Origin of the sequence: Micromonospora sp. HM5-17 (genome assembly GCF_003762835.1) — a bacterium.
Lineage (GTDB): Bacteria > Actinomycetota > Actinomycetes > Mycobacteriales > Micromonosporaceae > Plantactinospora.
In genome coordinates this window covers 356,873-380,837 of record NZ_RJWA01000006.1, presented here as the reverse complement: position 1 = coordinate 380,837, position 23,965 = coordinate 356,873, and the positions used below count along the sequence as shown (strand labels likewise).

The 23,965-nt window shown below is 74.1% G+C and carries 22 protein-coding genes and 1 pseudogene; 10 read left to right on the top strand and 13 right to left on the bottom strand.

Translation table 11 applies throughout. The features are described from left to right. Positions 1–219: 219 nt before the first annotated feature. Positions 220–711 carry a hypothetical protein gene (locus EF879_RS19505; protein ID WP_123560613.1) on the top strand — a complete coding sequence of 164 codons (492 nt, stop codon included), beginning with the start codon at positions 220–222 and terminating at the stop codon, positions 709–711. A gap of 154 nt (positions 712–865) precedes the next feature. Here the strand turns inward: EF879_RS19505 and EF879_RS19500 are convergent, their stop codons facing one another. Continuing rightward, complete coding sequence (locus EF879_RS19500; protein WP_123560611.1) at positions 866–1,654, bottom strand: SDR family NAD(P)-dependent oxidoreductase; 789 nt, start codon at positions 1,652–1,654, stop codon at positions 866–868. Positions 1,655–1,987: 333 nt separating this feature from the next. Further along, positions 1,988–2,161 carry a hypothetical protein gene (locus tag EF879_RS19490; protein WP_233604582.1) on the bottom strand — a complete coding sequence of 58 codons (174 nt, stop codon included), beginning with the start codon at positions 2,159–2,161 and terminating at the stop codon, positions 1,988–1,990. A 45-nt stretch (positions 2,162–2,206) separates the two neighbouring features. Between EF879_RS19490 and EF879_RS28520 the strand changes: the two genes are divergently transcribed. After that, positions 2,207–2,332, top strand: coding sequence for a hypothetical protein (locus EF879_RS28520; protein ID WP_255420926.1), 126 nt, complete (start codon positions 2,207–2,209; stop codon positions 2,330–2,332). A 328-nt stretch (positions 2,333–2,660) separates the two neighbouring features. On the opposite strand, the gene EF879_RS19485 is transcribed toward EF879_RS28520, so the two are convergent. The 3 genes from EF879_RS19485 to EF879_RS19475 all read right to left on the bottom strand — a co-directional run bounded on the left by EF879_RS19485 (position 2,661) and on the right by EF879_RS19475 (position 5,669). Further along, on the bottom strand, positions 2,661–3,470 hold the full coding sequence (locus EF879_RS19485; protein ID WP_199736526.1) for an ABC transporter ATP-binding protein: 810 nt from the start codon (positions 3,468–3,470) through the stop codon (positions 2,661–2,663). A gap of 100 nt (positions 3,471–3,570) precedes the next feature. Beyond that, entirely contained in the window at positions 3,571–4,635 is a 1,065-nt protein-coding gene (locus tag EF879_RS19480; RefSeq protein ID WP_123560803.1) for an iron chelate uptake ABC transporter family permease subunit, read from the bottom strand. A 5-nt stretch (positions 4,636–4,640) separates the two neighbouring features. Continuing rightward, a complete protein-coding gene (locus EF879_RS19475; protein WP_123560801.1) occupies positions 4,641–5,669 on the bottom strand; it encodes an iron ABC transporter permease in 1,029 nt (342 codons plus the stop codon). 427 nt (positions 5,670–6,096) lie between these two features. On the opposite strand from EF879_RS19475, the gene EF879_RS19470 reads away from it, so the two are divergent. Together EF879_RS19470 and EF879_RS19465 are read left to right on the top strand one after the other, a co-directional pair. After that, complete coding sequence (locus EF879_RS19470; protein WP_123560608.1) at positions 6,097–7,113, top strand: iron-siderophore ABC transporter substrate-binding protein; 1,017 nt, start codon at positions 6,097–6,099, stop codon at positions 7,111–7,113. Positions 7,114–7,212: 99 nt separating this feature from the next. Continuing rightward, positions 7,213–8,089, top strand: a pseudogene (locus EF879_RS19465) (AMP-binding protein). 13 nt (positions 8,090–8,102) lie between these two features. Here EF879_RS19465 and EF879_RS19460 read toward each other — a convergent pair. Further along, positions 8,103–10,001 (bottom strand): ABC transporter ATP-binding protein, encoded by a 1,899-nt coding sequence (locus tag EF879_RS19460; RefSeq protein ID WP_123560606.1) that lies wholly within the window; start codon positions 9,999–10,001, stop codon positions 8,103–8,105. After that, complete coding sequence (locus EF879_RS19455; protein WP_233604581.1) at positions 9,998–11,848, bottom strand: ABC transporter ATP-binding protein; 1,851 nt, start codon at positions 11,846–11,848, stop codon at positions 9,998–10,000. The genes EF879_RS19460 and EF879_RS19455 overlap by 4 nt, the downstream gene beginning before the upstream one ends. Positions 11,849–12,386: 538 nt before the next feature. Between EF879_RS19455 and EF879_RS27730 the strand changes: the two genes are divergently transcribed. Then, a complete protein-coding gene (locus EF879_RS27730) occupies positions 12,387–12,554 on the top strand; it encodes a hypothetical protein (protein ID WP_199736511.1) in 168 nt (55 codons plus the stop codon). Between the two features lie 29 nt (positions 12,555–12,583). Here the strand turns inward: EF879_RS27730 and EF879_RS19445 are convergent, their stop codons facing one another. Next, the gene (locus EF879_RS19445) at positions 12,584–13,684 is read right to left on the bottom strand and encodes an acetate/propionate family kinase (protein ID WP_199736510.1); all 1,101 of its coding nucleotides are present in this window, start codon (positions 13,682–13,684) and stop codon (positions 12,584–12,586) included. Positions 13,685–14,002: 318 nt separating this feature from the next. Between EF879_RS19445 and EF879_RS19440 the strand changes: the two genes are divergently transcribed. Further along, positions 14,003–14,404 (top strand): helix-turn-helix domain-containing protein, encoded by a 402-nt coding sequence (locus tag EF879_RS19440; RefSeq protein WP_123560797.1) that lies wholly within the window; start codon positions 14,003–14,005, stop codon positions 14,402–14,404. 9 nt (positions 14,405–14,413) lie between these two features. Here the strand turns inward: EF879_RS19440 and EF879_RS19435 are convergent, their stop codons facing one another. Then, positions 14,414–16,000, bottom strand: a complete 1,587-nt coding sequence (locus EF879_RS19435; RefSeq protein WP_233604580.1) for a restriction endonuclease — start codon at positions 15,998–16,000, stop codon at positions 14,414–14,416. 270 nt (positions 16,001–16,270) lie between these two features. Here EF879_RS19435 and EF879_RS19430 point away from each other — a divergent pair, with 270 nt between their 5' ends. Next, a complete protein-coding gene (locus EF879_RS19430; RefSeq protein ID WP_148086486.1) occupies positions 16,271–16,768 on the top strand; it encodes a hypothetical protein in 498 nt (165 codons plus the stop codon). Positions 16,769–16,847: 79 nt separating this feature from the next. Here the strand turns inward: EF879_RS19430 and EF879_RS19425 are convergent, their stop codons facing one another. Beyond that, on the bottom strand, positions 16,848–17,615 hold the full coding sequence (locus EF879_RS19425) for a YcnI family protein (protein ID WP_123560596.1): 768 nt from the start codon (positions 17,613–17,615) through the stop codon (positions 16,848–16,850). 190 nt (positions 17,616–17,805) lie between these two features. Between EF879_RS19425 and EF879_RS19420 the strand changes: the two genes are divergently transcribed. Further along, positions 17,806–18,993, top strand: a complete 1,188-nt coding sequence (locus EF879_RS19420; protein WP_123560594.1) for a monooxygenase — start codon at positions 17,806–17,808, stop codon at positions 18,991–18,993. A 120-nt stretch (positions 18,994–19,113) separates the two neighbouring features. After that, positions 19,114–20,016, top strand: coding sequence for a DUF2726 domain-containing protein (locus EF879_RS19415; RefSeq protein WP_123560592.1), 903 nt, complete (start codon positions 19,114–19,116; stop codon positions 20,014–20,016). 138 nt (positions 20,017–20,154) lie between these two features. Here EF879_RS19415 and EF879_RS19410 read toward each other — a convergent pair whose 3' ends face one another. From EF879_RS19410 to EF879_RS19400, 3 genes are all read right to left on the bottom strand, one after another. Next, positions 20,155–21,267, bottom strand: a complete 1,113-nt coding sequence (locus tag EF879_RS19410) for a lytic polysaccharide monooxygenase (protein WP_123560590.1) — start codon at positions 21,265–21,267, stop codon at positions 20,155–20,157. A 241-nt stretch (positions 21,268–21,508) separates the two neighbouring features. Then, entirely contained in the window at positions 21,509–22,369 is an 861-nt protein-coding gene (locus tag EF879_RS19405; protein ID WP_199736509.1) for an SAM-dependent methyltransferase, read from the bottom strand. Between the two features lie 110 nt (positions 22,370–22,479). Continuing rightward, entirely contained in the window at positions 22,480–23,304 is an 825-nt protein-coding gene (locus EF879_RS19400; RefSeq protein ID WP_123560587.1) for a hypothetical protein, read from the bottom strand. 509 nt (positions 23,305–23,813) lie between these two features. Between EF879_RS19400 and EF879_RS28515 the strand changes: the two genes are divergently transcribed. Beyond that, positions 23,814–23,945, top strand: coding sequence for a hypothetical protein (locus EF879_RS28515; protein ID WP_255420924.1), 132 nt, complete (start codon positions 23,814–23,816; stop codon positions 23,943–23,945). Positions 23,946–23,965: the final 20 nt, after the last annotated feature.

The window sequence follows — 23,965 nt, the reverse complement described above, 5'->3', positions numbered from 1 at the left end:
TCGTCACCGGCGGATGGCCGATGACCACGGCGCATTCACGCAGAGGCGATCGAAAGGCGGTCGACGGTCGGCTGACCGGTAGGTGAACGCCACGCTCCGTCCGGCCCCACGGCCGAAGGCTTCACGGTGCCGCGGGCGCCGCGTCACCCGCGCGTGGCCGCCCGTTCACCCCGGCCCACCTACGATCACTGCCGCCCCCGGCCGACCCCACGGAGCCCGATGAACCTGCCGTCCCGCCGCTGGGCGCTGGCCGCCACCGCCGGTGCCCTCGCCGCACTCTTCGCGACCGAACCCTCGGTCTCGGCACCGCTGACCAAGACGGACACCTTCATCACCGCGGAGACCACCGGCATCCTCACCATCGAGGGCGGCGAGTGCTTCACCGACCCGGCGTACTCTCGGCGGGACGCCGAGGTGATGGTGCGCTACGAGCCCTGCGGGGAGGGGGCGGACAACCAGTCGTACGGCTTCCTCCAGGCTCCGGACGGCCCGTGTGACCGGCCGCGGCTGGCCGCGTTCGCCTGGCGGGGCTGTGGCGAGATCTTCGACCGGAGCTGGCCGGACCGGGCCCGGGAGACCCTCGACTACTACCCGATTCTGCCGACCGCGCAGACCTGGGCCGACGGTGATCGGACGGTGATGTGCGTGGTCTACCGCCCGGGTGGCCGGCTCACCGGATCGGTCTTGCCGCTGCGGGGCGCGGCCCGCTGACCGGCCTGCCCGACGCCGCCCGACCCGGTCCCGCGCCGGGCCGCCGCCCGGCGCCCACCCCGGGTGGTCTCACCAGGATCCGGCCCGGTTGTGACGTCCCGGTCGGCCGGGTTCGGGTGAGGTGCGCGGGCCGTTCGGGGTGGCCGGGTCCGGGTCAGGCGCGCAGACCGCCGTCGACCGGCAGGCAGACGCCGGTGACGAAGGACGCGCGATCGCTGAGCAGCCAGGCGGCGGCCTCGGCGATCTCGTCCGGGTCGGCGGCCCGACGCAACGGTGTCAGGGCGTTCAGCCGCTCGACCGCGGTCGGGTCCGCCTCGGCCCACCGGCGGATCATCCCGGTCATCGTGGTGCCGGGGGCGATCGCGTTCACCCGGATCCCCTCCGGACCGTACTCGGCCGCCGCGGTCTCGGTGAGGCTGTTGACGGCCCGCTTGGTGGCCGCGTACGGCCCCAGCCCCGGTGCGCCCCGGAAACTGCCGACACTGCTGTTGTTGACGATCGCGCCGGCCCCGGCGGTCGCCCGGATGGCCCGGATCTCCGCCGTCATCGAGAGGAAGACGCCCCTGTAGTTCACGGCACTGACCAGGTCGAAGTTCTCGGTCGTGGCGTTCACCATGGGGGTGTGCGGGATCGAGACACCCGCGTTGTTGAAGGCCACGTCGAGCCGCTTGTGCAGCCGGATGACCGTGTCCACGGCGGCCTGGACGCTCCCCGGGTCGGTGAGGTCCGTGAGCACGTAGTCGGCGGTCCCGCCGGCGGCCCGGATCTGGTTGACCACGTCGACGAGTTGGGACTCGGTGCGGGCGGCGAGGACGACCGCGGCGCCTTCCCGGGCGAACAGCCGAGCCGCCGCCGCGCCGATGCCCCGGCCCGCGCCGGTGATGAACGCGATCTTGCCGGCGAGCAGGCCGTCCCGGCCGCCGACCGCGTTCACTCCTGTCATGGCTCCACTCTCTGGTCGTGCGCTCGTCTCTGGTCGGGCCCGCGCCGCCGGTCACCGATGTCTAACCACCGCTTCCGGCCGCTGGTCGGAGCCGGTTCCCCGCCCCGCGCCGCCGGTCCGCTCCGGGAGGGCCGTCACGGTTGCCAGCCGCCGTTCGCAGGCCACCGGTCCCGGGCCCGGTCGCCGGCTCGATCCCAGCCTAGGCAGCCGGGCCGGGACCGCGACGGGGAACGCGGAACCTCCGGCCGTGGCGGCGTTCGCGGCCCACCCGCGGGCGACGCCGAGCCGCTGGCCACCGCGCGACCGGCCACCATTCGGCCGGCGGCGGCCCGGTCAGAGACGGCGGTCGGGATACGGGGTCAGGTACCCGCCCATGCTCCGGAAGTCGTCGGTGGCGGCGTGGTCCCGGCCGTCCTCGGTGCGTACCCGGGAGATGGCCAGGCCGTGGTTGCGCCCGCGGTGCGCGTCGGGCCCGGCCACGATCACCACGCCGTCGTCCTCCCGCACCGGTCCCTGCTCCGCCCCGCCCGCGTCCTCCGGGCCCGTAACCTGGTGTTCGGCATCGGACTGCGGCCGCACCTGCCGGAGGGGATCACCCTGGGCACCCGGGTCTGGCACAACCGCGACCTGCTGCCGAACCTCCGCGGTCTGGTGCCCGCCGCGCCGTCCCGGTCGTGATCGGCGCCGGCCAGAGTTCCGCCGAGACCGTCGCGCATCTGCACCGAGCACACCCACGGGATCTCCTCGTCGCTGCTCCAACACCGCCATCCGGGCGGCCGAGATCCTCGCCTCGATCGCCGACCGCGCCGCGGCCACCACCGACCCGTCGAACGGGCGGCGACCGGAGTACGCGGGCGCCGCGTCGGCCTGAGGGCGCCCAGCGGGTCAGCTCGTTGTGCGCCCGGCCTCGCGGCCCGCGACGTCCGGCGGTCGAACACCGTTCGCCGTCCCCGGCCATCGCCGATCTGCTTCCGGCGGACCGGGCCCCGACGCCCGGCGCCGCCCCTCAGTCCGTGGCTGGGCTGGGCGCCGCCGGGCCGCCGTGGTGCCGCCCGGTCGGGATGACCAGGGGAGTGCCGGTCAGCGGGTCCGCGGTCACCGTGCAGCGGACGTCGAAGACCTCCGCGACGAGGTCGGCGGTGATCACCTCCGCCGGTACGCCCTGGGCCACGATCCGGCCGGCCTTCATCGCGATGACGTGGTCGGCGTACCGGCACGCCTGGTTGAGGTCGTGCAGCACCATCACCACGGTCCGACCGTCCCGCCGGTTCAGGTCGACCACGAGGTCCAGCACGTCGATCTGGTGCGACAGGTCCAGGAAGGTGGTCGGCTCGTCCAACAGCAGCACCGGGGTCTGCTGGGCCACGGCCATCGCGATCCAGGCCCGTTGCCGCTGCCCGCCGGAGAGTTCGTCCACCGGCCGGTCGGCGAGCTCGGTGATGCCGGTCGCGGCCAGCGCCGCGGAGACGGCCGCCTCGTCCGCCGCCGACCACTGCCGCCACCAGGTCTGGTGCGGGGCACGGCCCCGACCGACGAGGTCGATCACGGTCAGCCCCTCGGGCGCGACCGGCGCCTGCGGCAGGATCCCCACCTGCCGGGCGACCTGCCGGGTGGGCAGGGTGTGGATCGCCCGTCCGTCGAGCTGGACACTGCCGCTCGCCGGGTTGAGCAGTCGGGCGAGCGCCCGGAGCAGGGTCGACTTGCCGCAGGCGTTGGCGCCGACGATCACGCTGATCTTCCCGGGCGGAACCACCAGGTCGAGGCCGTCGACGACGACCCGCTCGCCGTAGGTCAGCCGCAGCCGCTCGGCCCGCAGGGTCGGCGGGGCGGGCGTCCCGGAATCGGCCGGGGTCGCGGGTGCGGAGCCGTCCGGAGCCGGCGAGGCGGTCTCGGCCAGGGTCGGGTGAGGGGTCACGTCAGCCTCCAGAACCGGCGCGGTTGGTGCGGACGAGGAGCCAGAGCAGGAACGCCGCGCCGAGCGCCCCGGTGACCACGCCGACCGGCAGGTCGACGTCCGGGATGATCCAACGGGCCAGCAGGTCACTGGCCGAGACCATCAGCGCCCCGGTCAGCGCGGCGGCGAGAATCGGGGGTGCGGACAACCCGGCGAGCCGTTGGGCGATCTGCGGCGCGGCGAGCGCCACGAAGAGCACCGGCCCGGTCGCCGCGGTGGCGAACGCGACCAGCGCGACGCCGACGACGAGCAGGCAGAGCCGGGCGAGCTGGACCGGGGTGCCGAGGCCCCGGGCGACCTCGTCGCCGAGGTGCAGCGTCCGGGTCCAGCGGCCGAGCAGCATCGCCGCCGGGAGCAGGACCGCCACCGCCGCGCCCAACGGACGTACGCTCTCCCAGCCCCGGCCGTTGAGGTTGCCGACCAGCCAGCCGACGGCGTTCTGCGCCTCGGCGAGCTGGGCCCGGGTCAGCAGATAGTCGGTGGCGCTGGTGCACATCCAGGCCACGGCGATGCCGACCAGGACGATCCGGTACCCGGTCGCGCCGCGTCGCCAGGCGAGCAGGAAGATGAGCCCGGCGGCGGCCAGCCCGCCGGCCAGCCCCAACGGCGGCAGACGTAGTCCGCCGCCGCCGAGGACGATCCCGGCCACCACCGCGGTCGTGGCGCCGGCGTTGATACCGATCATGTCGGGGCTGGCGAGGGGGTTGCGGGTGATGGTCTGGAAGATGCCGCCCGAGACGGCGAACGCCGCGCCGGCCAGGATCGCGACCAGCGCCCGGGGCAGCCGCAGCTCCCGCACGATGAAGACCTGTCCGGGGTCGCCGGCCCCGACGAGCGCCGGAACGACCCGGAGCGGGCTGATCGGGTAGTCCCCGGTCGCGATGCCGACGCAGCAGACCACGACGGTCAGCGCGGCGAGCCCGACGCAGCAGAGCAGCAGCCGGGGCCGGAGTACGCCGGAGACCGCCGGCCGGGACAGCCGGAACGTGGTCCGTCCAGGGCGCCGGGACAGTTCGAGGAGACTCATCCGGGTCACAGCTCCGCCAGTCGGCGCCGGCGTACCAGCGCGATGAAGAACGGGCCGCCGAGGAACGCGGCGACGATGCCGACGCCGACCTCGCTCGGCCGGGCGACGATCCGACCGACCACGTCGGCCAGGAGCAGCAGGGCGGGGGCGAGCACCATGGTGAAGGGCAGCAACCACCGGTGGTTCGGGCCTGTGATCAGCCGGGCCACGTGCGGGACGACCAGCCCGACGAAGACGATCGGGCCCGCGACGGCGACCGCCGCCCCGGCGAGCAGGGTGACCGCCAGGGTGCCCTGCAGCCGTACCAGACCGACCCGGCGACCGAGCGCGGTGGCGACGTCGTCGCCGAGGGCGAGGCTGTTCAGGGCGGGGGCGGTGGCGAGCGCCAGGACGACGCCGACGGCCAGGAACGGGAGGACCGCCAGGATGGTGGCGCCGTCCGGACCGGCGAGCGAACCGGCGGCCCAGAACCGGTAGCGGTTGAGTGCCTGGGGATCCCGCAGCACGACGACGTTCGTCAGCGAGTTGAGCAGGAAGGTGACCGCCACGCCGGCCAGGGCGACCTTGACCGGGGTGGAGCCGCCCCGACCGAGACTGCCGAGCAGGTACACCACGACGCTGGCGAGCAGCGCGCCGGCGAAGGCGAACCAGATGTAGCCGTACAGGGCGCCGATGCCGAAGCCGCCGACGGCGACGACGACGCCGAGCGCACCCCCGGCGCTGACCCCGAGCAGGCCCGGGTCCGCGAGGGGGTTGCGGGTCAACCCCTGCATGAGCGCGCCGGAGAGCCCGAGCGCCGCCCCGATGAGGAGGCCGAGCAGGGTACGGGGCAGCCGTACCCCCCAGATGATCGCCGCGATCTGCGGGTCGGCCGCGGACCGGTCGACCAGGGCCATGACGACCTCGTCGAGCGGGATCTGCCGGCTGCCGACGGCGATCGAGCAGAGCGCCAGGACGATCAGGAGGGCCGTGGCGAGCAGGAGGGGACCGAGCGGACCCCGGCGCGCACCGGGTGGTCGGCCGGGCCGGGACAGGCCGGCGACCGCCGGGGTTGCCTGGTCGGTTGTCACGCGGGGCCTCACGATCGTCGGGAAGGGACTGGCTGGGGGAGATCTTCTTAGGCTAGGTATACCTTACTTTGCCGCCCCGGCGGCTCCCGGACCGGCGGTTCCGGACCGGTTGAGGTTAGGTAAGGATTACCTTACTATCGGCCGCAGCGGGCGCCACCGCCCGTCGCGGGCCGGGACTCCGTGCCGGCCCGGCCGGCCGGCGTCACACCCGACGTCGGTGTACCGCACACGTTTCCGCCGCGCCGACGGCATCCGACCGTCCTGACGCCTGCCGTCCGGCACCGCGGCCGGGCCTGGTCCGCGCCGCGCCGACGGCCGGTCCCGGGCACCGTCCCGCTGCCCCGCCCAGCGGCCGCCCGAGAACGTCGGCCGACGATCCGACGAGGAGCCCATGTCCAGCTCATCACTTCGCACCACCCGCCGTCGTCCCCGGCTCGCCGCCGCCCTGCTCGTCCTCGCCCTCGGCCTGGCCGGCTGCGGCGGCGACTCCGACGACGCCGACCCGGCGCCCGCGACCGGCTCCGGCGCCTTCCCGGTACGGGTCGAGCACAAGTACGGCACCACCGAGATTCCCCGCCCGCCGACCAGGGTCGTGACGCTCGGGCTCAGCGACCAGGACCCGGTGCTCGCCCTCGGGACGGTGCCGGTCGGCGCCGTGGACTGGTTCGGGGAACGGCCGTACGGGAAGTGGCCGTGGGCACAGCCGCTGTGGGGCGGCACCCCGCCCGAGGTCGTCGGCGAGCGCGACGACTACAACCTGGAGAAGGTCGCCGCGCTGAAGCCGGATCTCATCATCGGTCTCTACTCGGGGATGACCCAGGAGCAGTACCAGAAGCTCTCACAGCTGGCCCCGACCGTGGCCCAGCCGAAGGGCTACCCCGACTACGCCGCCCCCTGGCAGGAGATGACCCGGCAGGCGGGTCGGGCGCTCGGCAAGCCGGACCGGGCCGAGCAGCTGATCGCCGAGGTCGACGCCCGGTTCGCCAAGGCCCGCCAGGAACACCCGGAGTTCGCCGGGAAGACCGTTGCGGTGGTCGACCCGTACGAGGCCGGCAAGTACGCCGTCTTCGCGCCGAGCGACCCGAAGGTCGTCTTCCTGACCCAGCTCGGCTTCACCGTGCCGCAGCAGATCGTCGACGCGGTCGGCGACGAGTACGCCGCCGAGATCGGCTCCGAGCGGCTCGACCTCATCGACGTCGACCGCGTCTTCTTCCTCACCTCGGACGCCTCCGCCGAGCCCCGGGTCCGGGCCGACCGGGTCTACGCCACCCTGGAGGTGGCGAAGCGGAACGGGGCGCTCTTCCTGCCGTACGAGAACCCGCCGATCGGCGCCGCGCTCTCCTTCAGCACCGTGCTGAGCATCCCGTACGCCCTGGACCAGATCCTGCCCCTGCTGGGCGGCGCCTGAGCCACCGGCCGGCGGACCGGCGGGCCGCCCCGGCCCGCCGGCCGGTCAACCACTCCCTCCTCCCCACCCTCCACCCGCTGCGAGAGGCGGTACCTCGTCGTGCCCACAACCGGTCTGGATCCGGCCGACGACGGACCGAGCACAGTGAAACGGCACCGGATCCTCGTGGAATGGAACGAGACCGTGGCGCCGGGCCCGCCGGCGGCCTGGCCGGCGTTCTTCGAGGCCGGCGTCCGGCGGTCCCCGGAGACGGTGGCGCTGGTCTTCGGGGAGACCGAGCTGACGTACGCCGAGGTGAACGCCCGGGCCAACCGGCTGGCGCACGGGCTGCTGGCCCGGGGGCGGGCCGGAGAAGGTCGTCGCGCTCTGCCTGCCCCGGTCGGTGGAGATGATCATCGCCGAGGTGGTGGTGCTCAAGGCCGGCGGCGCGTACCTGCCGCTGGATCCCGACCACCCGGCCGAGCGGATCCGCTACCTGCTCGCCGACGCCCAGCCCGTCTGCCTGGTCACCACGGCCACGCTCGCCGCGCGACTGCCGGCGGCCCCGGAGCTGCCCCGGCTGCTGCTGAACGACCCGACCGGGGAGCCGGCCCCGCCACCCGCCGGCGACATCGATTCGGCGACCGCCCGCCGGCTGGCCGGTGGGTTCGTCCACTCCTCCGTGCGGCCCTGGCCGCGCCCGACGTGCCGCTCTCCGCGCTGTCGCTCTCCGCGCTGCCACTGCCCGGCGCGTCGTTGTCCGCACCCGCGACGCCCGCCACGCCCGGCGCGCCGGCGGCACCGGTCACTCCGGACCGGCCGTCGGCACCGGCCGTGCCTGGCCCGGGACGCCTGCCTGGCGTACGTCGAGGCGAACTGGACCGACCCGCGGCCGCGTAGCCTCCGCGAGCGGATGGCCGCGGCCCGGGCGGGGCAGCGCAGCCGACGCCGTAGCCGGGCACCGCGACGTCGCGGTCGCCGAGGGCGGCGGCGATGATCGGTGGCCGCGCCTACCCGCGGGCGCCAGACCAGGCGGACCAGAGCGACGCGTACCGGCCGCCCGCGGCGACGAGGCCGTCGTGGGTGCCGGTCTCGACCACGCGGCCGGCGTCGAGCACGATGACCCGGTCGGCCGTAGCGGCCTGGCTGAGTCGGTGGGCGATCACGAGGGCGGTACGTCCCGCCAGGGTCCGGTCGGCGGCGGACTCCAGGAGACGGGCGCCGGCGCTGCCCGCCTCGGCGGTGGCCTCGTCCAGGATCACCACCGGGGGCGCGGCCAGCACGAGCCGGGCCAGCGCGAGCTGCTGCTCCTGGGCCGCGGTGAGCCGGTGGCCCCCCTCGCCGACGACGGTGGCGAGTCCGTCCGGGAGGGCCGTGGCCCAGCCCAGGGCACCGACCCGGTCGAGCGCGGTGCGCAGCGCCTCGTCCGTCGCGTCGGGACGGGCGAGCCGCAGGTCGTCGGCGAGCGGGCCGGCGAAGACGTGCCCGTCCTGGCTCACCAGCGCCACGATGCGGCCGGTCACCTGCCCGCCAAGTTCGTCGACCGGCACCCCGCCGAGCCGGATCACGCCACTGCTCGGCCGGTCGATGCCGGCGATCAGCCGGGCCAGCGTGGTCTTGCCCGCGCCACTCGCGCCGACCAGCGCCACCCGCTCGCCCGGCGCCACGGTGAAGCTGACGTCGCGCAGCACCTCGTGGCCGGGCGCGTAGGCGTGGTGCAGCCCCTTGACCTCGATGGCGATACCGGTGGTGTCGGCCGGGACGACGGGTCCGGCTGCCGGCACGGCGGTCTCGTCGGCTCCGGCCGGATCGGCCGCGTCATCGGCCGACCTCGATGACGGAGGGATGGCGACGTCGCCGCCGTCGGCCAACACCGAAGCGCCGAGTCTGGCACCGTCGTCGGTCCGGTCCGCGGCGGAGAGCCGGCTGACGCCGACCAACCGGGCCAGGCTGGCCGCCGCCGACTGCGCGTCGTCGACGAGGCTGAGCGCGGCGTTGAGCGGGTTGAACAGGTTGTGGAAGTAGAGCGCGGCGGCGGCTGCCGTACCGACGCTCACCGCGTCCGCCCGGACCAGCAGGAAGCCGGTGACCAGGACCGCCGACAGGCCGACGAATTCGGCGACGTTGAGCCGGCCGTAGAACCGGGTCATCAACCGGATGCCGCGCAGGGTGAGGTCGACCGCGTGCCGCGAGCGTACGGCGACCCGGTCCAGGTGCGACTCGGCGAGCCGGAAGGCGCGTACCGTCGCCGCCCCGCCGATCGTGTCGAGCAGTTGCTGCTGCTGGGCGCCGAGCGCCACCCGCTGCCGGGCGTAGAGGGACCGGGCCCGCCCGGCGTACCACCGGACGGTGCGCAGGTGCACCGGGAGGGCGAGCAGGGCGGCGAGCAGGAAACGCCAGTCCAGCACCACCAGCCCGACCAGGGTCAGGCCGATGGTCAGCGCCGAGCGGGCCAGCTGCGGGAACGCCGTCCGGACCGCCTCTGCGATGACCGTGACGTCGCCGGTGACCCGGGAGGTCAGGTCGCCGGAGCCGGCCCGCTCCACGACGGCGAGCGGCAGCGCCAGCACCCGGTCGACGAATCGTTCGCGCAGGTCGGCCAGCATCTCCTCACCGAGCCGGGCGACGAGCGTCTGCCCGGCGGCCAGGCAGACCCCCTGCACCACCGCGATGGTGACGAGCAGCAGCGCGGGGGCGGTGACCGCGTCCGGCGGCCGGCCGGCGACGGCGAGGTCCACGATGCCGCCGAGGACCGGCGCGGTGAGCAGGCCGACCGCCGTGGCGGCGCTGAGCAGCCCGAAGGCACCCAGTGCCAGGAGGCGGCGCGGCCGGAGCAGCTCGCGCAGCGCGGCCCGGGCCTCCGCACCGGTCGCCGTGGGCAGCAGCGCCCTCTCGTCTCCGTGGGTCACCCCAGCACCGCCGCCCGGTAGCGGGGCTCCTCCCGGACCAGGTCGGAATGGCGCCCCTCGGTGCGGACCGCCCCGCCGTCGAGGAGGACCACCCGGTCGGTGCCGGCGAGCAGGGCTGGACTCGTGGTGACCAGCAGGGTCGTCCGGCCGTGTCGCAGCGCCCGCACGCCCTCGGCGATCCGGGCCTCGGTGACGGCGTCGACCGCGGTGGTCGGATCGTGCAGCACCAGAACGGGCGTCTCGGCGGCGAGTGCCCGGGCCAGCGCCACCCGTTGCCGCTGCCCGCCGGAGAGGGACCGGCCCCGTTCGGTGAGCCGGGTGCGGAGGCCGTCCGGCAGGGCCCGGGCCACCTCGGTCACGTCCGCGGCGGCGATGGCCTGCCGGACGGCCGGAACAGCGAGCGGGTCCACGCCGTCCGGCCCGGCGGATGCAGCGCCCTCGTGCGGCTCCCTGTCCGGCCCGGCGGATGGGGAGCCCTCGTGCGGCTCCCTGTCCGGCCCGGCGGATGGGGAGCCCTCGTGCGGCCCCGGGTCGGAGGCCCGGGCGGCGACGGCGACGACCGGCGCGGCCACGTTGTCGAGCAGGGTCCCCTCGAACAGGTCCGCCTGGTGTGGCGCGACGAGGAGCACGCGGCGCAGCTCCGCCGGGTCCAGCGTACGCAGCGGTACGCCGTCCAGTTCGACGCTGCCCCGCTCCGGATCGGTCTCCCGCGACAGGCAGCGGAGCAGGTCGTCGGCGACGGCCGGGTCGGTGGCCACGATCCCGACAAGCGCTCCCGGCTCGACGCACAGGTCGATGCCGCGCAGGGTGCCGGAGTAGACGTCGCGCAGGTCGATCCGGCCGCGTACCGGCTCCGCCGGCGCCGCGGTGCCGTCCGGCGTGCCGGGTGGGGCGCCGAGCACGGCGGCGATCCGGGCGGCGGAGGCCCGCCCCTGGGCGAACTCGCCGTTGACCCAGCTCACGAGGGAGAGCGGGCCGAGGAGGAAGAGGGCCAGACCGACGGCGGCGACGAGTTGCCCGACGGTGATCGCGCCCTGCGTCGCGAGCCGACCGCCGACCAGGCCGACCGCCGCGACGAAGAGCCCGGTGACGGTGAGCAGGATGCCGTCGTGCCAGGCGCGGGCCCGGGCGGCCCGGACGGTGGCGGCGAGGGAGTCCCGGCTGGCCCGGCGGTACCGCCGGGCCGCCGCCGGGGCGGCGCCCAGTCCCTTGAGCACCCGCAGCCCGGCGACCAGGTCGGCGGCCAGTCCGGAGGCGTACGCGGCGTGCTCCTGTTCGGCGTGGCTGCGCCGTTCCAGCGGCCGGGCGAGCAGCCGCGCGAGCCACAGCAGCAGCGGCGCGCCGACCAGCACCAGGAGGCCCAGCGGGACGGAGACGACCATCAGCGCCACGCTGCCGACGACCAGCCCGGCCAGGCCGCCGATGCCGGTGGCGAGAGCCAGGTTGACCATGCCGACCCGCTCCGCGTCACTGGTGGCGATCGACGCCAGCGTGCCGGGCAGGTGTGTGGCGGTCAGCCCGCCCCGGTGATCCAGCACCCGCCGGGTGATCGCGACCCGGAGCCGGTGCGCGGCCTGCGCGACGGCCCGTTCCGCGGTGCGGGCACCGAACCGGAAGCTCGTGGAGAGGGCCGCGAACGTCAGGGCGAGCACGCCGATCCAGAGGACCAGGTCGAGGAGCCCGCCCGTCCCGACGGCCCGGTCGATGACGACCCCGATCAGGACCGGCACCAGTGCCTCGCCGGCCTGGTGGCCGACGCTGAGCACTGCGCTGAGGGCGACGTACCGGGCCTGACCGGTGACGGCACCGGCCAGCACGGTACGCGCCGAGGCCGTGTCGCTCCGCACGCGCGTCCTCCCCCCGATATGAAGGGTAGGCTAACCTACCCTCCGGGTCGGCTGGCGCGTGCCCCGGCTGTGTGGCGGGCGGCGTGCCGCGGTCGTCGGTGGTGAGCGGAGGCGAGGCCGGGGTCCGGCCGCCGAGGCGATGCGGTGCACCCGGGTGAGCCGGTGCTGCTTCGGCGTACCGGAGGCGGCCAGGAACGACAGCTCCCGCGATATCCGGACATAAGGAGCAGTGGCGCCGCTACCGTACGGGTTGCCCCTGCGGATCGGATGGTCCAGACCGGGCGAACGGCGCGGCGGGCGCGCCGGGGACCGACGCCGACCGGGTCGGCAACCCGATATCGCCGGCACCGGGGAACGACGCGGCAGCGGCCGTTTGCGCGCCGGTCGGGCCGGGGAAGCGGAGCACACGATCGTCGACCCGCCGGGACCGGGCGGGTGGGGTGGTCGACCGAGGACAGGCGGTACCCGCCGTGACGCCAGCGCTCGTAACACCGAGGACCCGGTCGGACGAGACGGGGGAAGCCCCAGCGGAGGAAAGATGCCGGTTCTTGCCAAGAAGATCCTGACCTGGCTCTTCGTCGGGTTCCTGATCTTCTTCATCGCTTTCCGGCCGGACGGCGCCGCCGACATGGTCGAGACCATCGGCAGCGTCCTGATGGCCATCGCCCAGGGGATCGGCGACTTCCTCACCAGCCTGATGGCCTGAGCACGCCGGCGACGTGGGAACGCGTCCGCTTAGCCCCGCGCCGGTCCGACCCAGCCCAGCACCGCCAGCGTCTCCGCCGCCACCTCCAGGTCCTCCCGGGACTCGACGACGAGCACCGGCACCGCGGCACCCGGAGCGGATACCACCGCGTCGGCGTCCGGGTTGCCCCCTCGGGGCGGCTCGACGCCGAGCAGCCGAAGCCCGGCGCAGACGTCGTGCCGTACCTCCGGCTGGTCCCAGCCGATCTCGCCGGTGAAGACCAGCGCGTCCAGTCGGTCCAGGCTGGTCGCGGCGGCGGCCAGTTCTCGGCGTACCCGGTGGGCGTAGACGGCGAGCGCCAGGGCTGCGGCCCGGTCGGTGGACGCCGCGGCGACCAGGTCGCGGGTGTCGTCCGACCGGCCGCCGGACAGTCCGAGCAGCCCCGCCCGGCGGTTGAGCCCCTCGGTGAGTTCGGCCAGGCTGAGCCGGTCATCCTCCAGGAGCCAGAGCAGCATGCCGGGGTCGACGGCGCCGGACCGCTTCGACATCGGTACCCCGTCCAGCGGGGTGAACCCCATCGAGGTGTCGACGCTGCGTCCGTTCCGGACGGCGCAGACCGACGCCCCGCCGCCGAGGTGGGCCAGGAGGATCTGGAGGTCGTCCACCGGCCGGCCGAGCAGGTCGGCGGTACGGCGCAGCGCGTACGCGTACGACAGGCCGTGGAAGCCGTACCGGCGGAGCCCCCACCGCTGCCGCCACTCCAGTGGCAGCGGGTAGGTGGCGGCGGCCTCCGGCAGCTCCGCGTGGAAGGCGGTGTCCGGGCAGAGCACGTGCGGTACGTCGGGGAGCTGCTCCCGGACCTGGTCGAGCAACTGCAGGGCGGGCGGGAGATGCAGCGGCGCCAGCGTCGCCAGCTCGTCCAGCCGGGCGCGGATCGCGTCGTCGACCCGGGTTGGGGCCCGGACCAGGTCACCGCCGTGCACCAGCCGGTGCCCGACCGCGTCCGGCGGGTCGTGGGCCGCGATGACGTCCCGGACGAACCGCGCCGCCCCCGCCGAGCCGGGCGGCTCCGCCCGGTCGGCCCCGTCGAGGAGGTGACCGTCCCGGACGTAGTTGAGCCGGATGCTGGAGGAGCCCGCGTTGACGGCCAACACCGTCCGGGATGTCGGTCCTCGCCCGGCGGGCTGGTTCCTCGTCGTGGCCGACATCTCGCCCCCTCCGCGCCGACCCGGTCCGGTTGACGGCCTTACCCCGACACCCCCGGTTCACTCCTCACCCCGGCATCTCCGGGGCACCGCCGATCTCTCCGCTTCACTCCTCGCCCGGTCTCGGGACCGGATCGGGCGCGGCGACCCGACCGGCGACCGCCGCGGTCGGTGGACCGGCGCCGGGTTACGATGTGTGACCGGCGACGCCGCCGGGTCGGCACCGGACCCGGCCCCGTGGCCCGCGACGAGGAGGCAGCCCCGATGTCCGACCGACACGGCGAGGTGTCGGCGCAGGCGGAGTCCGGGATGATCGGCGCCTGCACGGCGCGCGAGGTGCTCGACCGGATCGGCGGCAAGTGGAGTATCGCCATCATCATCGAGGCGAGCCGGCGGCCGGTCCGCTTCACCGAGCTGGAACGGGCCGTTGCGGGGATCAGCCGTCGGATGCTCACCCTGACGCTGCGCAACCTGGAGCGGGACGGGCTGCTGACCCGTACCGTCTATCCCACGGTGCCGCCCCGGGTCGAGTACGCCGCCACCGAGATGGCCCGGGAACTCTACGAGGCGCTGGTGACCCTCACCGGCTGGGCCGAACGCCACCGAGCGGCGATCGCCGCCGCCCGGGAGGCGTACGACCGCCGGCACGGCACCGATCCGGGCTGACCGGAACCGTCAGCTCCCGCTCGGATCGATCCGCGCCCGAACGTCGGCGTGCTCGGCCAACAGGTGGAGCAGCTGGGAGCCGTCGATCAGCTCCAGCGGCTTGCCCGAGGCGAACTCGACCGAGTCCGGGCCGTAGCTGCTGGTGGTGACGAGGATTCCCTTGGTCGCGCCCTCGTCGAGGACGGTGCCGAAGAGGTCCCGTACCGCGGAGACGTCCATGGTGCCCCGGTGTCGCCGGGCCTGGATGACCACCTTGCCACCGAAGAGCGGCCGGGGGTCGAACGCCACGCAGTCGACGCCGCCGTCCGGCGCGGCCCGGGTCGTCTTGGTCTCCAGACCCAGCTTGGCGAAGAGGTCCCGGATCACGCCCTCGAACTCCGCGGTGCTGAGGGCGAGCAGGTTCGGCCGCTGGTCCAGGTCGGCCAGGACGTCGACCTCGTCGACGAAGCGCTTGTCGACCACGTCGAACTCCAGCACCGGCCGGACCGGCACCAGCTCCTCGGGACGGGACGAGACGGTGGCCCGCAGGTGGCGCAGGCAGGCCGACGGGTCGACGTTGGCGAGGTTGATCGCGGTGAACGTCTTTCGCTCGGTCCGGAGCGTCACCAGGCAGGGACGCACCGGCTGACCGGTGCCCGGATGGATCGTCTCGACGATGCCGTTGAAGACGATCGTCTCCACCAGCCGGGTCCGGTCGGCCTCGAACAGCTCGTGCACGGTCCGGAGCGAGATCTGGGCGATCACCTCGGCGTACCGGCGGTGGATCTCGTCGGTGGGACGGGTGACCGTGAGCACCTCGTCGCGGGCCCGGTCGTAGCGATACTCGCGGATCCGCGGAATGACCGCGACCGTGGGGAGGAGGTACTCCACGACGATCAGCCGGGAGTCGGGGACGTAGGCGAGGCGGTACCGCTGGGGGAAGTCCTCCGGGTAGACCGAGTTGCCGAGGACCAGGCCGAAGTACGCGACGACCGCGTTGGGCTCGGCGGCGGCCAACGCCGCCCCGAACCGGTCGATCTCCTCGTTGTGGGCGGCGACCTCCGCATCGATCTGCCGCCGCTGCTGCTCGTACGCCCGCCGCGCCTCGGCGAGACGCTGCTGCCGAGCCGCCTCGGCGGCCGCGTGCTTCGCCTTCGCCTTCTCGAACGCCTGCTCGGCCTCGGCCAGCAGCCGCTGGTACCGTGACTCGCCGCCGAACATCTTGTCCAGCGCGTGCGGCGTCGGCGGGGCGAACCGCCGCCAGTCCGGGGCCTTCAGCGGCACGCCGAGCTCACCCGGCTCGAACGGGGGATAGGTCGGCGTCTTCTTGAGCCGCTCCAGGTCGATGTGGTCGTCGATGGCGAGCGTGGTGTGCAGCAGGTTGTCGAGTTCGTCCAATCGGGACCGGAGGTCGGCGTTCGCCGCCGCCACCCGCTTCGCCCGGGCCTCAACGTACAGCCGCCGGCGCTCCCGCGCGTCCTCCTCGGCCGCGCGTTCCGCGACCCGCCGGGCGTGCTCGGCCTCCCAGAGCATCTGCTGATGCTGCCGATACAGTGTGGCCTGGGCACGCTGCTCGGCGTGCACCTGCTGCGCGTGCGCTCGCTGCAGCTGCCCCATGATGCCCATCTGCGTCCCCGATCAGCGCTCGCTCACTGGGTCACCCGGAGTGGCCCGGGTGACGAACCGTGCCCGTTGTGACAGTCACCGTCGTCGCTCGATGCATTCTCCGGCGACGGCGGAGGTCCGTCCAGCGGGGACCCCAGGGTAGCCGCCGGCGTCGATCCGCGGGGGCCCGGTGGGCGTACCCCGGCACGCCGGTCGGAGGGAGTGCTGGTCATCCCGGGTGGTCGGGACCGGTGCCGTCGTCGCGGTGCTAATGTGCCGCGGGTGACCGACGCAGACGTGCACCTCGTCGCCCAGCCGCGCCTCGACACGATCGTCACGGGCTTCCCCGCCGACGTCCGGCGGCTCCGCACCGACTATGCCGGGATCGCCTGGATCGGCGACCGCCCCGACCAGGAGAGCGGCCAGCTCGGACCGGACTACCGGAAGCGGGAGGTGGAGTCGCGGCTCTTCCTGCCGGACACCCACTGGTACGACCTGGACGCCCTCGACGACGTCGAGGTGCAGGTCAGCGCCGGGCTGCTCCAGGTGGCGACGACGGCGATGCGGACCCAGGGGCTGGTCGGCGCCCTCGCCGAGCCGGTGGTCGAGTTCTTCGAGCACCCGGAGGGGGAGCCGGGGGTCGGCCTCTGCCTCGGGTTGCGGGGCACGATCTTCTCCAATCTGGGCCTCTCCTACCGGGTGACGGTGCTGTGTCGCCCCGAGGCGGTGCTGCGTCCGGGCGAGACCGAACCCGCCGGGACGACCGACGTCGGGGAATGACCGCCCGGCAGGGGACGGCCGGCGCCGGAGGCTGACGGCCCGCGCCGGAGCCCAGGGCGGGTCGGCCGGCGGGGAGTGGTCACTCCCGCAGCCGCCACGCCCGTCCCGGGCGACGGTCGCGGTCGGGGCGGGCGTCGTCCCGTCGCCGCAGCAGCAGCCAGGCGCCGAGCGCCGCCGCGGCGACCAGCCCGGCGGCCGAACCGACCGCCAGCGATCCGAATCCGCCGGACCCGTCACCGGCCGGGCCCGCCTCCCGCGCCTCGGTGCCGGTGTCCGATCCGGCCCCGGACGGCGACGGCGCGGTCGCGGCCGGCAGCAGCGTGAGGACCGGCGCGGGACGTGCCGGCGGGGACCCGCCCTCCCGCGGCGCGACCTCGTCCCAGTTCGTCACCAACCCGTCCGAGTACGTCTGCCGTACCGCGAAGACCATCCGGTCGGCCTCGGGCAGCGGGCCGAGGGAGATGGTCAGTTCGGCCGGGCGGCCCGACCGGGGCGCGCCGTCGGCCCGGGTCCAGGTGATCGCGGCGACGACCTCGGTGATCCGGCCGCCGTGAAGACCGTCGAGGGGCTGGGCGAGGCGGCGCATGGTCATCCGCGGGGCCCAGTCCGGCACCGACATCGGGTACGCCTCCGCGACCGGTGTCGCCTCCGGGAGCCGTACCTCGATCTGGGTGGTGTACGCCGGCGCCCGGTCCTCCGGGACCTGGAAGGTCAGTTTCACCGCGCCGCCGCGGACCGCCTGTGTCGGGGTCACCGACACGTCCGCGGTCGCGGGCGTCGTGTCGAGCGTCGTGCCGACGAGGGCTGCCGCCAGGATCCCGACGATTCGCCCCACCCTGTGACCCACGTGAGCATCCTCCGTTTCGCCGACCGTCGTCGCCCGGTAGTTCGGTTCCCGCCCGAAAAAGGTTCAACGTGGAACGTCGGCGGAGCCGGCGGATCGCCACCGGTGCCGCCAGCTCCGGACGACGTCCTCATCCTGATAAATCCTCTGGGAGGCGTCGTCGTGGCCGGATCCCTGGCGCAGTCTGACCGTTATGTATGACGTGCACCGACGCGTACGGCGAATCCGCACCGGGGCGGCCCTGTTGGCTGCCCTCCTCCTGACCACCGCCTGCGCCGCCGACCCGGACCCGGCAGCGGCACCGACGCCGACAGCGTCCGGTCCGCACGGCCGTCACGGTGGGTCCACCCCGCCTCCGCCCACCCCGCTGCGGGACGGGGAGCGGTTCCTGACCCTGTCGATGCCCGAGCCGTACCGGCCGGCGCCCCCCGCCGGCGGCACCGACGAGTACCGCTGTTTCCTGGTCGATCCGGAGCTGACCAGTCCGGCGTACCTGACCGGTAGCCAGTTCCTGCCGCAGAACGTCGAGATCGTGCACCACGCGATCTTCTTCCGGATCGAGCCGTCCGAGGTGGCGGCGGTACGCCGGTTCGACGCCGAGTCGCCGGGTCCCGGATGGACCTGCTTCGGCGACGCCGGGGTCGGCCAGGCGGCCTGGGTGGCGCACTGGGCTCCCGGCGTCAACGAGACGCTACTCGCCCCCGGGCTGGGCTACCCGATGCCGCCGGGCAGCCTGCTGGCGATGCAGGTGCACTACAACCTGCTGACCCTCGGCAATCGGCCGGTCGGTACCGACCAGTCCGGCATCCGGTTGCGGCTCGCCGACGGCCGTACCCCGCTGGACCCGCTCGTCACCGCACTGCTGCCGGCGCCGGTCGAACTGCCCTGCGCCCCGGGCGAGGAGGGCGAGCTGTGCGACCGGACGGCCGCGCTCCGCGACGTGGCCCGGCGGTTCGGCGCCGACGCCGCCCGGCGGACGGAGCAGATCGGCGCCGCCTGCCGCCGGGGCGAACCAGCCGTGCCGGGCAACACCCAGTCCTGCGACCACCGGGTCACCCAGCCCGGTCTGGTGCACGCCCTCGCCGGCCACATGCACCTGCTCGGCCGGTCGATCCGGATCGACCTCAACCCGGGGACCCCGGGCGCCCGGACCCTGCTCGACGTCCCGGTGTACAACTTCGACGACCAGGGAACCCACCCGCTGCCGGAGCCGGTCGCGGTCAAACCCGGCGACGTCTACCGGGTCACCTGTACACACGACGCCACACTGCGGCGGCGTCTGCCCCAGCTGCGCGACCTGCCACCCCGGTACGTCGTCTGGGGCGAGGGGACCAGCGACGAGATGTGCCTGGGTCTGGTCATCTGGTCCCCGCCGTCCTGACCCCGGGCACGGGCCACGCCGCCGGACCGGCGACGGTGCCTCCCCGACGGCTTTCTAGCATGGGGAGGCTTCCGCCCGAGGCGTGGCGGCGGGCTGCGGACGTTACGGACCAGGGAACAGATGGCGACGAGCGACAACGACGGGGCCTCGGCCCGTGGCCTCCCCGGCGACCTTGACGAGACCGGGGCGGGTGGCGAGCCCATCGAGCGGGCCGGCCGGATCGCCCGTTGCCGACAGCGGCTCGGCCAGGTCGTGCCGCGCCGGCCGCCGGGGGTCACCGCCAACCAGTGGAACACGGCGAGCCGGGCGCTCTTCGACTTCGTGGTCGTCGATCCCGCCGGCCGGGCGGCCCCGTTCGTGGTCGAGTTCGTCGACCCCACCGCCCAGACTCCGCAGCGTCAGCGAAGCGAGCGGATGAAGCACGCCGTCTGCGAGGCGGTCGGGTTGGAGGTGCTGCGGATCGAGTCGCCGACCCTGCGACCGGGTCCGCGGGCCCGCCGGATCGTCGAGTACGTCATCGACGCCCGCGTGTTCCTGGAGGCGGCCGGGGACCCGAGCGACCTCGGCGAGCTGGCTCTGGCCGAGCCGTCGGGATTCCGCGACATCCTCGGTCGTCTGCCCGACGGCCGGACCGGGCCCGTCAACGACCTCGGCGCGGTGGCCCGGGCGGCCGCGGTCGACGCGTACGTGAACCGGGAGCTCGTGGATCCGATCCTGCGCAGCCTTCGGCTGGACTGGAAGGACGGCCCGGCCGAGGGCTGGGCGTGGTTGCAGGTACGCCCCGGGGAGTTCCTCTTCGAGCGGGTGCGGATCTGGCAGTACCGGTTCGGCTGCGGGATCGAGCCGGCTCGGCTGGCCGAGGACCTCGCGACGATGGCGGTGGGGGAGCGGCTCCGACTTCGGGACCTCGTCGCGCTGCCGCTGCGCGACCGGAGCGCACTCGCCGGCGAACTCGACCTTCTCCGGCGCCGCCGCGACGAGCTGAGCAACCCGTACGCCTTCGACCACGTCTCCTTCGACTGAGCGTCTCCCTCGACTGAGCGACGGCCAGGGTTCCCGCGGTCGGGGAACCGGGTGCGCCTCCCGGGGAGGGGCGAGACCGACGAGGGTCCCCTCCCGACGTGGTGCCGACGGGAGGAGGACCCTCGTCGCATCCGCTGCTCAGGCGGCGGTGCAGCTCAGCGCCGGTACGGCGTTGCTGCCGTTCCAGGACGCGAGGAATCCGAAGGTGGTGCTGGCGCCGGCTCCGAGACTGCCGTTGTACGTGGTGTTGCGGGCGGTGACGGTGGCTCCGCTGCTGGTGATGTCGGCACCCCAGCTGTTGCTGATCTGCTGCCCGTTGGCGAAGGTCCAGGTGACCGTCCAGCCGCTGATCGCCGTGCTGCCCGCGGTGACCCGGACGTCGGCCTGGAAGCCGCCGGACCAGCTACCGGTGATCGTGTACGTCGCCGAGCAGTCACCCGGGCCAGCCGGCGGCGTGGTGGCCGGGGGAGTGGTCGGCCGTGGGGTCGCGGTGGCGGTCGGGGTCGGGTTGCCGCCCGAGCCGCCGAAGATCACGTCGCTGCACCAGTAGTACGTCTGGTCCGCGTGGCTCGCCTTCCAGATCGTGTAGACGATGTGTCGACCGGTCCGTCCCGGCGCGCTGACGGTGATGGTGTTGGAGACGCCGTTGAGCACCGGATCGTTGGGTTCCCGGGTGCCCTCGCCCGGCGCGTACCGGCCGGTCTCCCGGACGAGTTCCAGGTCCGACCAGCGCAGCCGCTGGGTGAGCGGGTTGAAGCCCTGCCGGGTGACGTAGATCCGGAAGTAGTCGGCGCCGTGCAGGGCCTGGTCGTGGACGGTGACCCCGAAGGTGGTGCCGACCTGGGCCGCATGCCAGGCGCCCGGGTTGTCGAGCGCGGCGTACCGCGTGCCGCCGGTCTGGCCGGCACTACAGAGCTGGCCGTCCGGCACCGCCGCCTGGTGGTTGCCGGCGACGCCGTCCCGGTAGAGGCCGTTCCAGTTCCACATGGCGTTCGGGTCGGCCTGCCAGGCCTGCCAGCACATCGGGTCCTCGGTGGCCATCCGTGGGTTCTGGAAGTCGCTGCCCCACCGCTTCCAGCAGCCGTAGTTGCGGGACGGTGGGTTGATCGCCGACCCGTGTGCCTCGGCGGTGTCGACGAGGGCGGTGGCGAGCAGCACGATCCCGGTCACCGCGACGGCGAGGATCCGCAGGAGTACCAGTGTGGGCGTACGGCGCCGGGCCGGGTGGAGATGATGGGCGAGTGATGGCATGGGGGCTCCCCAGACGTCGATGACGATCGAGTACGCGGGAGGCTGCCCGGTGCCTCCGCACGGCCGCCCGGCTCCGGCGACGGTGCCCTGGCCAGAGATTCACATCTATTCGACCTGGCTGTCAATAGTTTGACATGCCAACAAAAGGGCCGGGGAGTGGCGGGCCCCGCCACTCCCCGGCGTTCGTTGCCCGGCGTCCGCGGCTGCGCCGCAACCCGCCGGTGACCCCGTGGGACACGCCCTAGCCGGCGCGGAGCACCGCGTGGCCGATCCGGGCGAGGGCGGCCGGCCGCAGGGCGTCGGTCCGCTGCCACATCGCCGGATCCAGCGCCTCCCGCTGCCCGACGTCGCGGACCATCCGGAACCCGTGCGTGGCCAGGAGCGCGGACATCTGGTCGGGAGTGAAGAAACCGAGCCACGGCTCGCCCCGTTCGGCCGTGTGCGCCGACACCAGTTCGGCGTACATCTTCCCGGCCTCGTCACGCTGCTCGGCCGGGAGGATGTAGTCGAGGACGAGCTGCGTGCCGGGTGCCAGGGTGGCGAGCTGGGCGAGGGTTGCCCCGGTGGCGTTGGGGGTGAGGTACATGGTGACGCCGAGCCAGCTCACCACCGCCGGCCGCGTTGGGTCCAGGCCGGCGTCGAGCAGGCGATCGCGCAGGGTGGGCGTCTCGACCTCGAGGTCGACCGGGACGTAGCGGACCCGGGTGGTGTCCACGCCGATCGCCGAGAGTCGCTCGCGCTTGGCGGTCTGGGTCGCCGGGTGGTCGACCTCGAAGACCCGTACGGTCGGGGCGAGGGGCGACCGGTAGGCGAACGAGTCGAGCCCCGCGCCGAGGAGGACGTACTGGTCCACACCGGAGGCGACCGCGTCCGCGAGAATGTCCTCCGTCACCCTGGCCCGTACGGTGGCCTGCACCCGGGCGTTTGCCAGGATGGGTTGGTGGCCGTGCTGCCGGTGGTAGCCGAGCAACTCGGCGGCCTGGTCGCCGAGCAGGGCCTCGGCCAGCGAGTCCTGGAAGATGCGGGGTTCGTTGTCGACGATGAGGTGGGCTGCCCGGGCCGCCGCGGCGACGCGGGCGCTGTTGCTGTACGTACGGTTCACCCGAGCGACGCTAGCCGCCAAATCCCGCATCATATCACAAAACATTAAATGATAAATCAGCTGTTCGGCTTACTCAGACTCGTCTGAGCGGGGAACTTGCGGTGCGGCAATCAGGACCGGCCGCTGGCCCGACGCTCCCGGGTGCTCTGCCGTACCTCGTCAATCCGTTCGGTCATCGCGTCTACCCGGGCGGCGAGTGCGGGATGGGCGGGGCGGAGATGGCGCGCGGTCTCGGTGATCAGTCGGACGAGGGTGCTCGGGTCGCTGTCGCCCAGTGCTTCGTGGAGCCGGTCCAGGTCGGCGCGGGCCGACGGGGCGAGGTCGGTCAGTGCGGTGATCTGGCCGGCAAGCTGCCGCAGGTCGGCCCCGTTGTCCCGGGCCCACCGGGCGACCGCGCGGTCGCCGGCCCGGCGGTCCCGCTCGGCCCGGACCCGGTCGTCGCGGGTCAGGTGCGCGGCGTCGTCGTCGCTGGGGCGCAGCCGTAGGTACCGGCGCTCCGCGGCCTGCCGGCTCGCCACGCCGAGCGCCGGTGCCAGCTCCGCCCAGCTCGCGCCCCGCTCCCGGGCGGCGGCGATGAGCCGCGGCTCCCAGCTCTCCAACTCGGCCCGGAGCCGCCGCAGCAGAACGAGTGCGTCGAGGATCTGGGCCACGGTCGGGTCGTCGTCCGCTGTCTGTCCGGCCGGCTCCGCCGGGTCGGCCCCGCCGTCCGGCTCGCCGCGTCGCCCGGCCGGCCTCGAGGTGCGGCCGGACCGCGCGCCCGTGCCGGTCCGCTCGGGCGCGACCCGCGGGGCCGGCGGCAGCGCGCCGATCCGGCTGGTCACGGCCTGCACCCGGTCGAGCGCGCTGCTGGTGCACAGGGGCTCGTGCGCGTCGATCTGGTGCCCACGCGGCTGGGTGCCGTCCGGGCTCACCCGGGTCTCCCGCCGGTCCGCCATCGCGGTCCCTCCCGTCCGGCTCCGTCCCGGCCGCGCCGGTACCGAAAATGTCATCGTTCTGATGACGGACTAGTTGTCGTCGTTCCGATGACATGGTACAACGGGGGTGTCGCGCATCGACAGCACTGTTGGGTGACACAGGAGGTGCCTTGACATGCTGGTGCGCACAGACGCCTTCCGGAGGCTGGGCCGGCCCGCCGCGGATTCCGACCGGATCGAGGTCGGCTCCGACAACGCGCGCTGGCTGTCCAGATCGCCGTGAAAGACCAGGTGTGGCCGCGTCGCGTGGCCGTGGTGACAGCCACGATCGATCCCGGCTGGAAGGCCACCGAAGCCTGATCCGTGGTCCGGCCGGCCGTCGACCTCGGCCAGCCCGTGACGTCTGAGCAGCTGGCCTGACCCAGGACCGGCGGTGCGCCGGCCGGGTCGTCCGACATCTGTCGACGGCGCCGTGGCGGACCAAACCGGAACCGGCGGTTCGCCGCTCCGGTGGGCCCGGCGGAACGGGGGTGAGGCATGGACAGCGGCGTCGGAGTGGTACCTCGACGACCCGCGACGCCCAGAAGACCTTCGTCGAGCTGGTTCAGCGTGACGACGAATTGACGCGGGTCGAGTTCGAGGCGCTGATCGACGCCTGCTGACACCGGTCGCCACCCCCGCC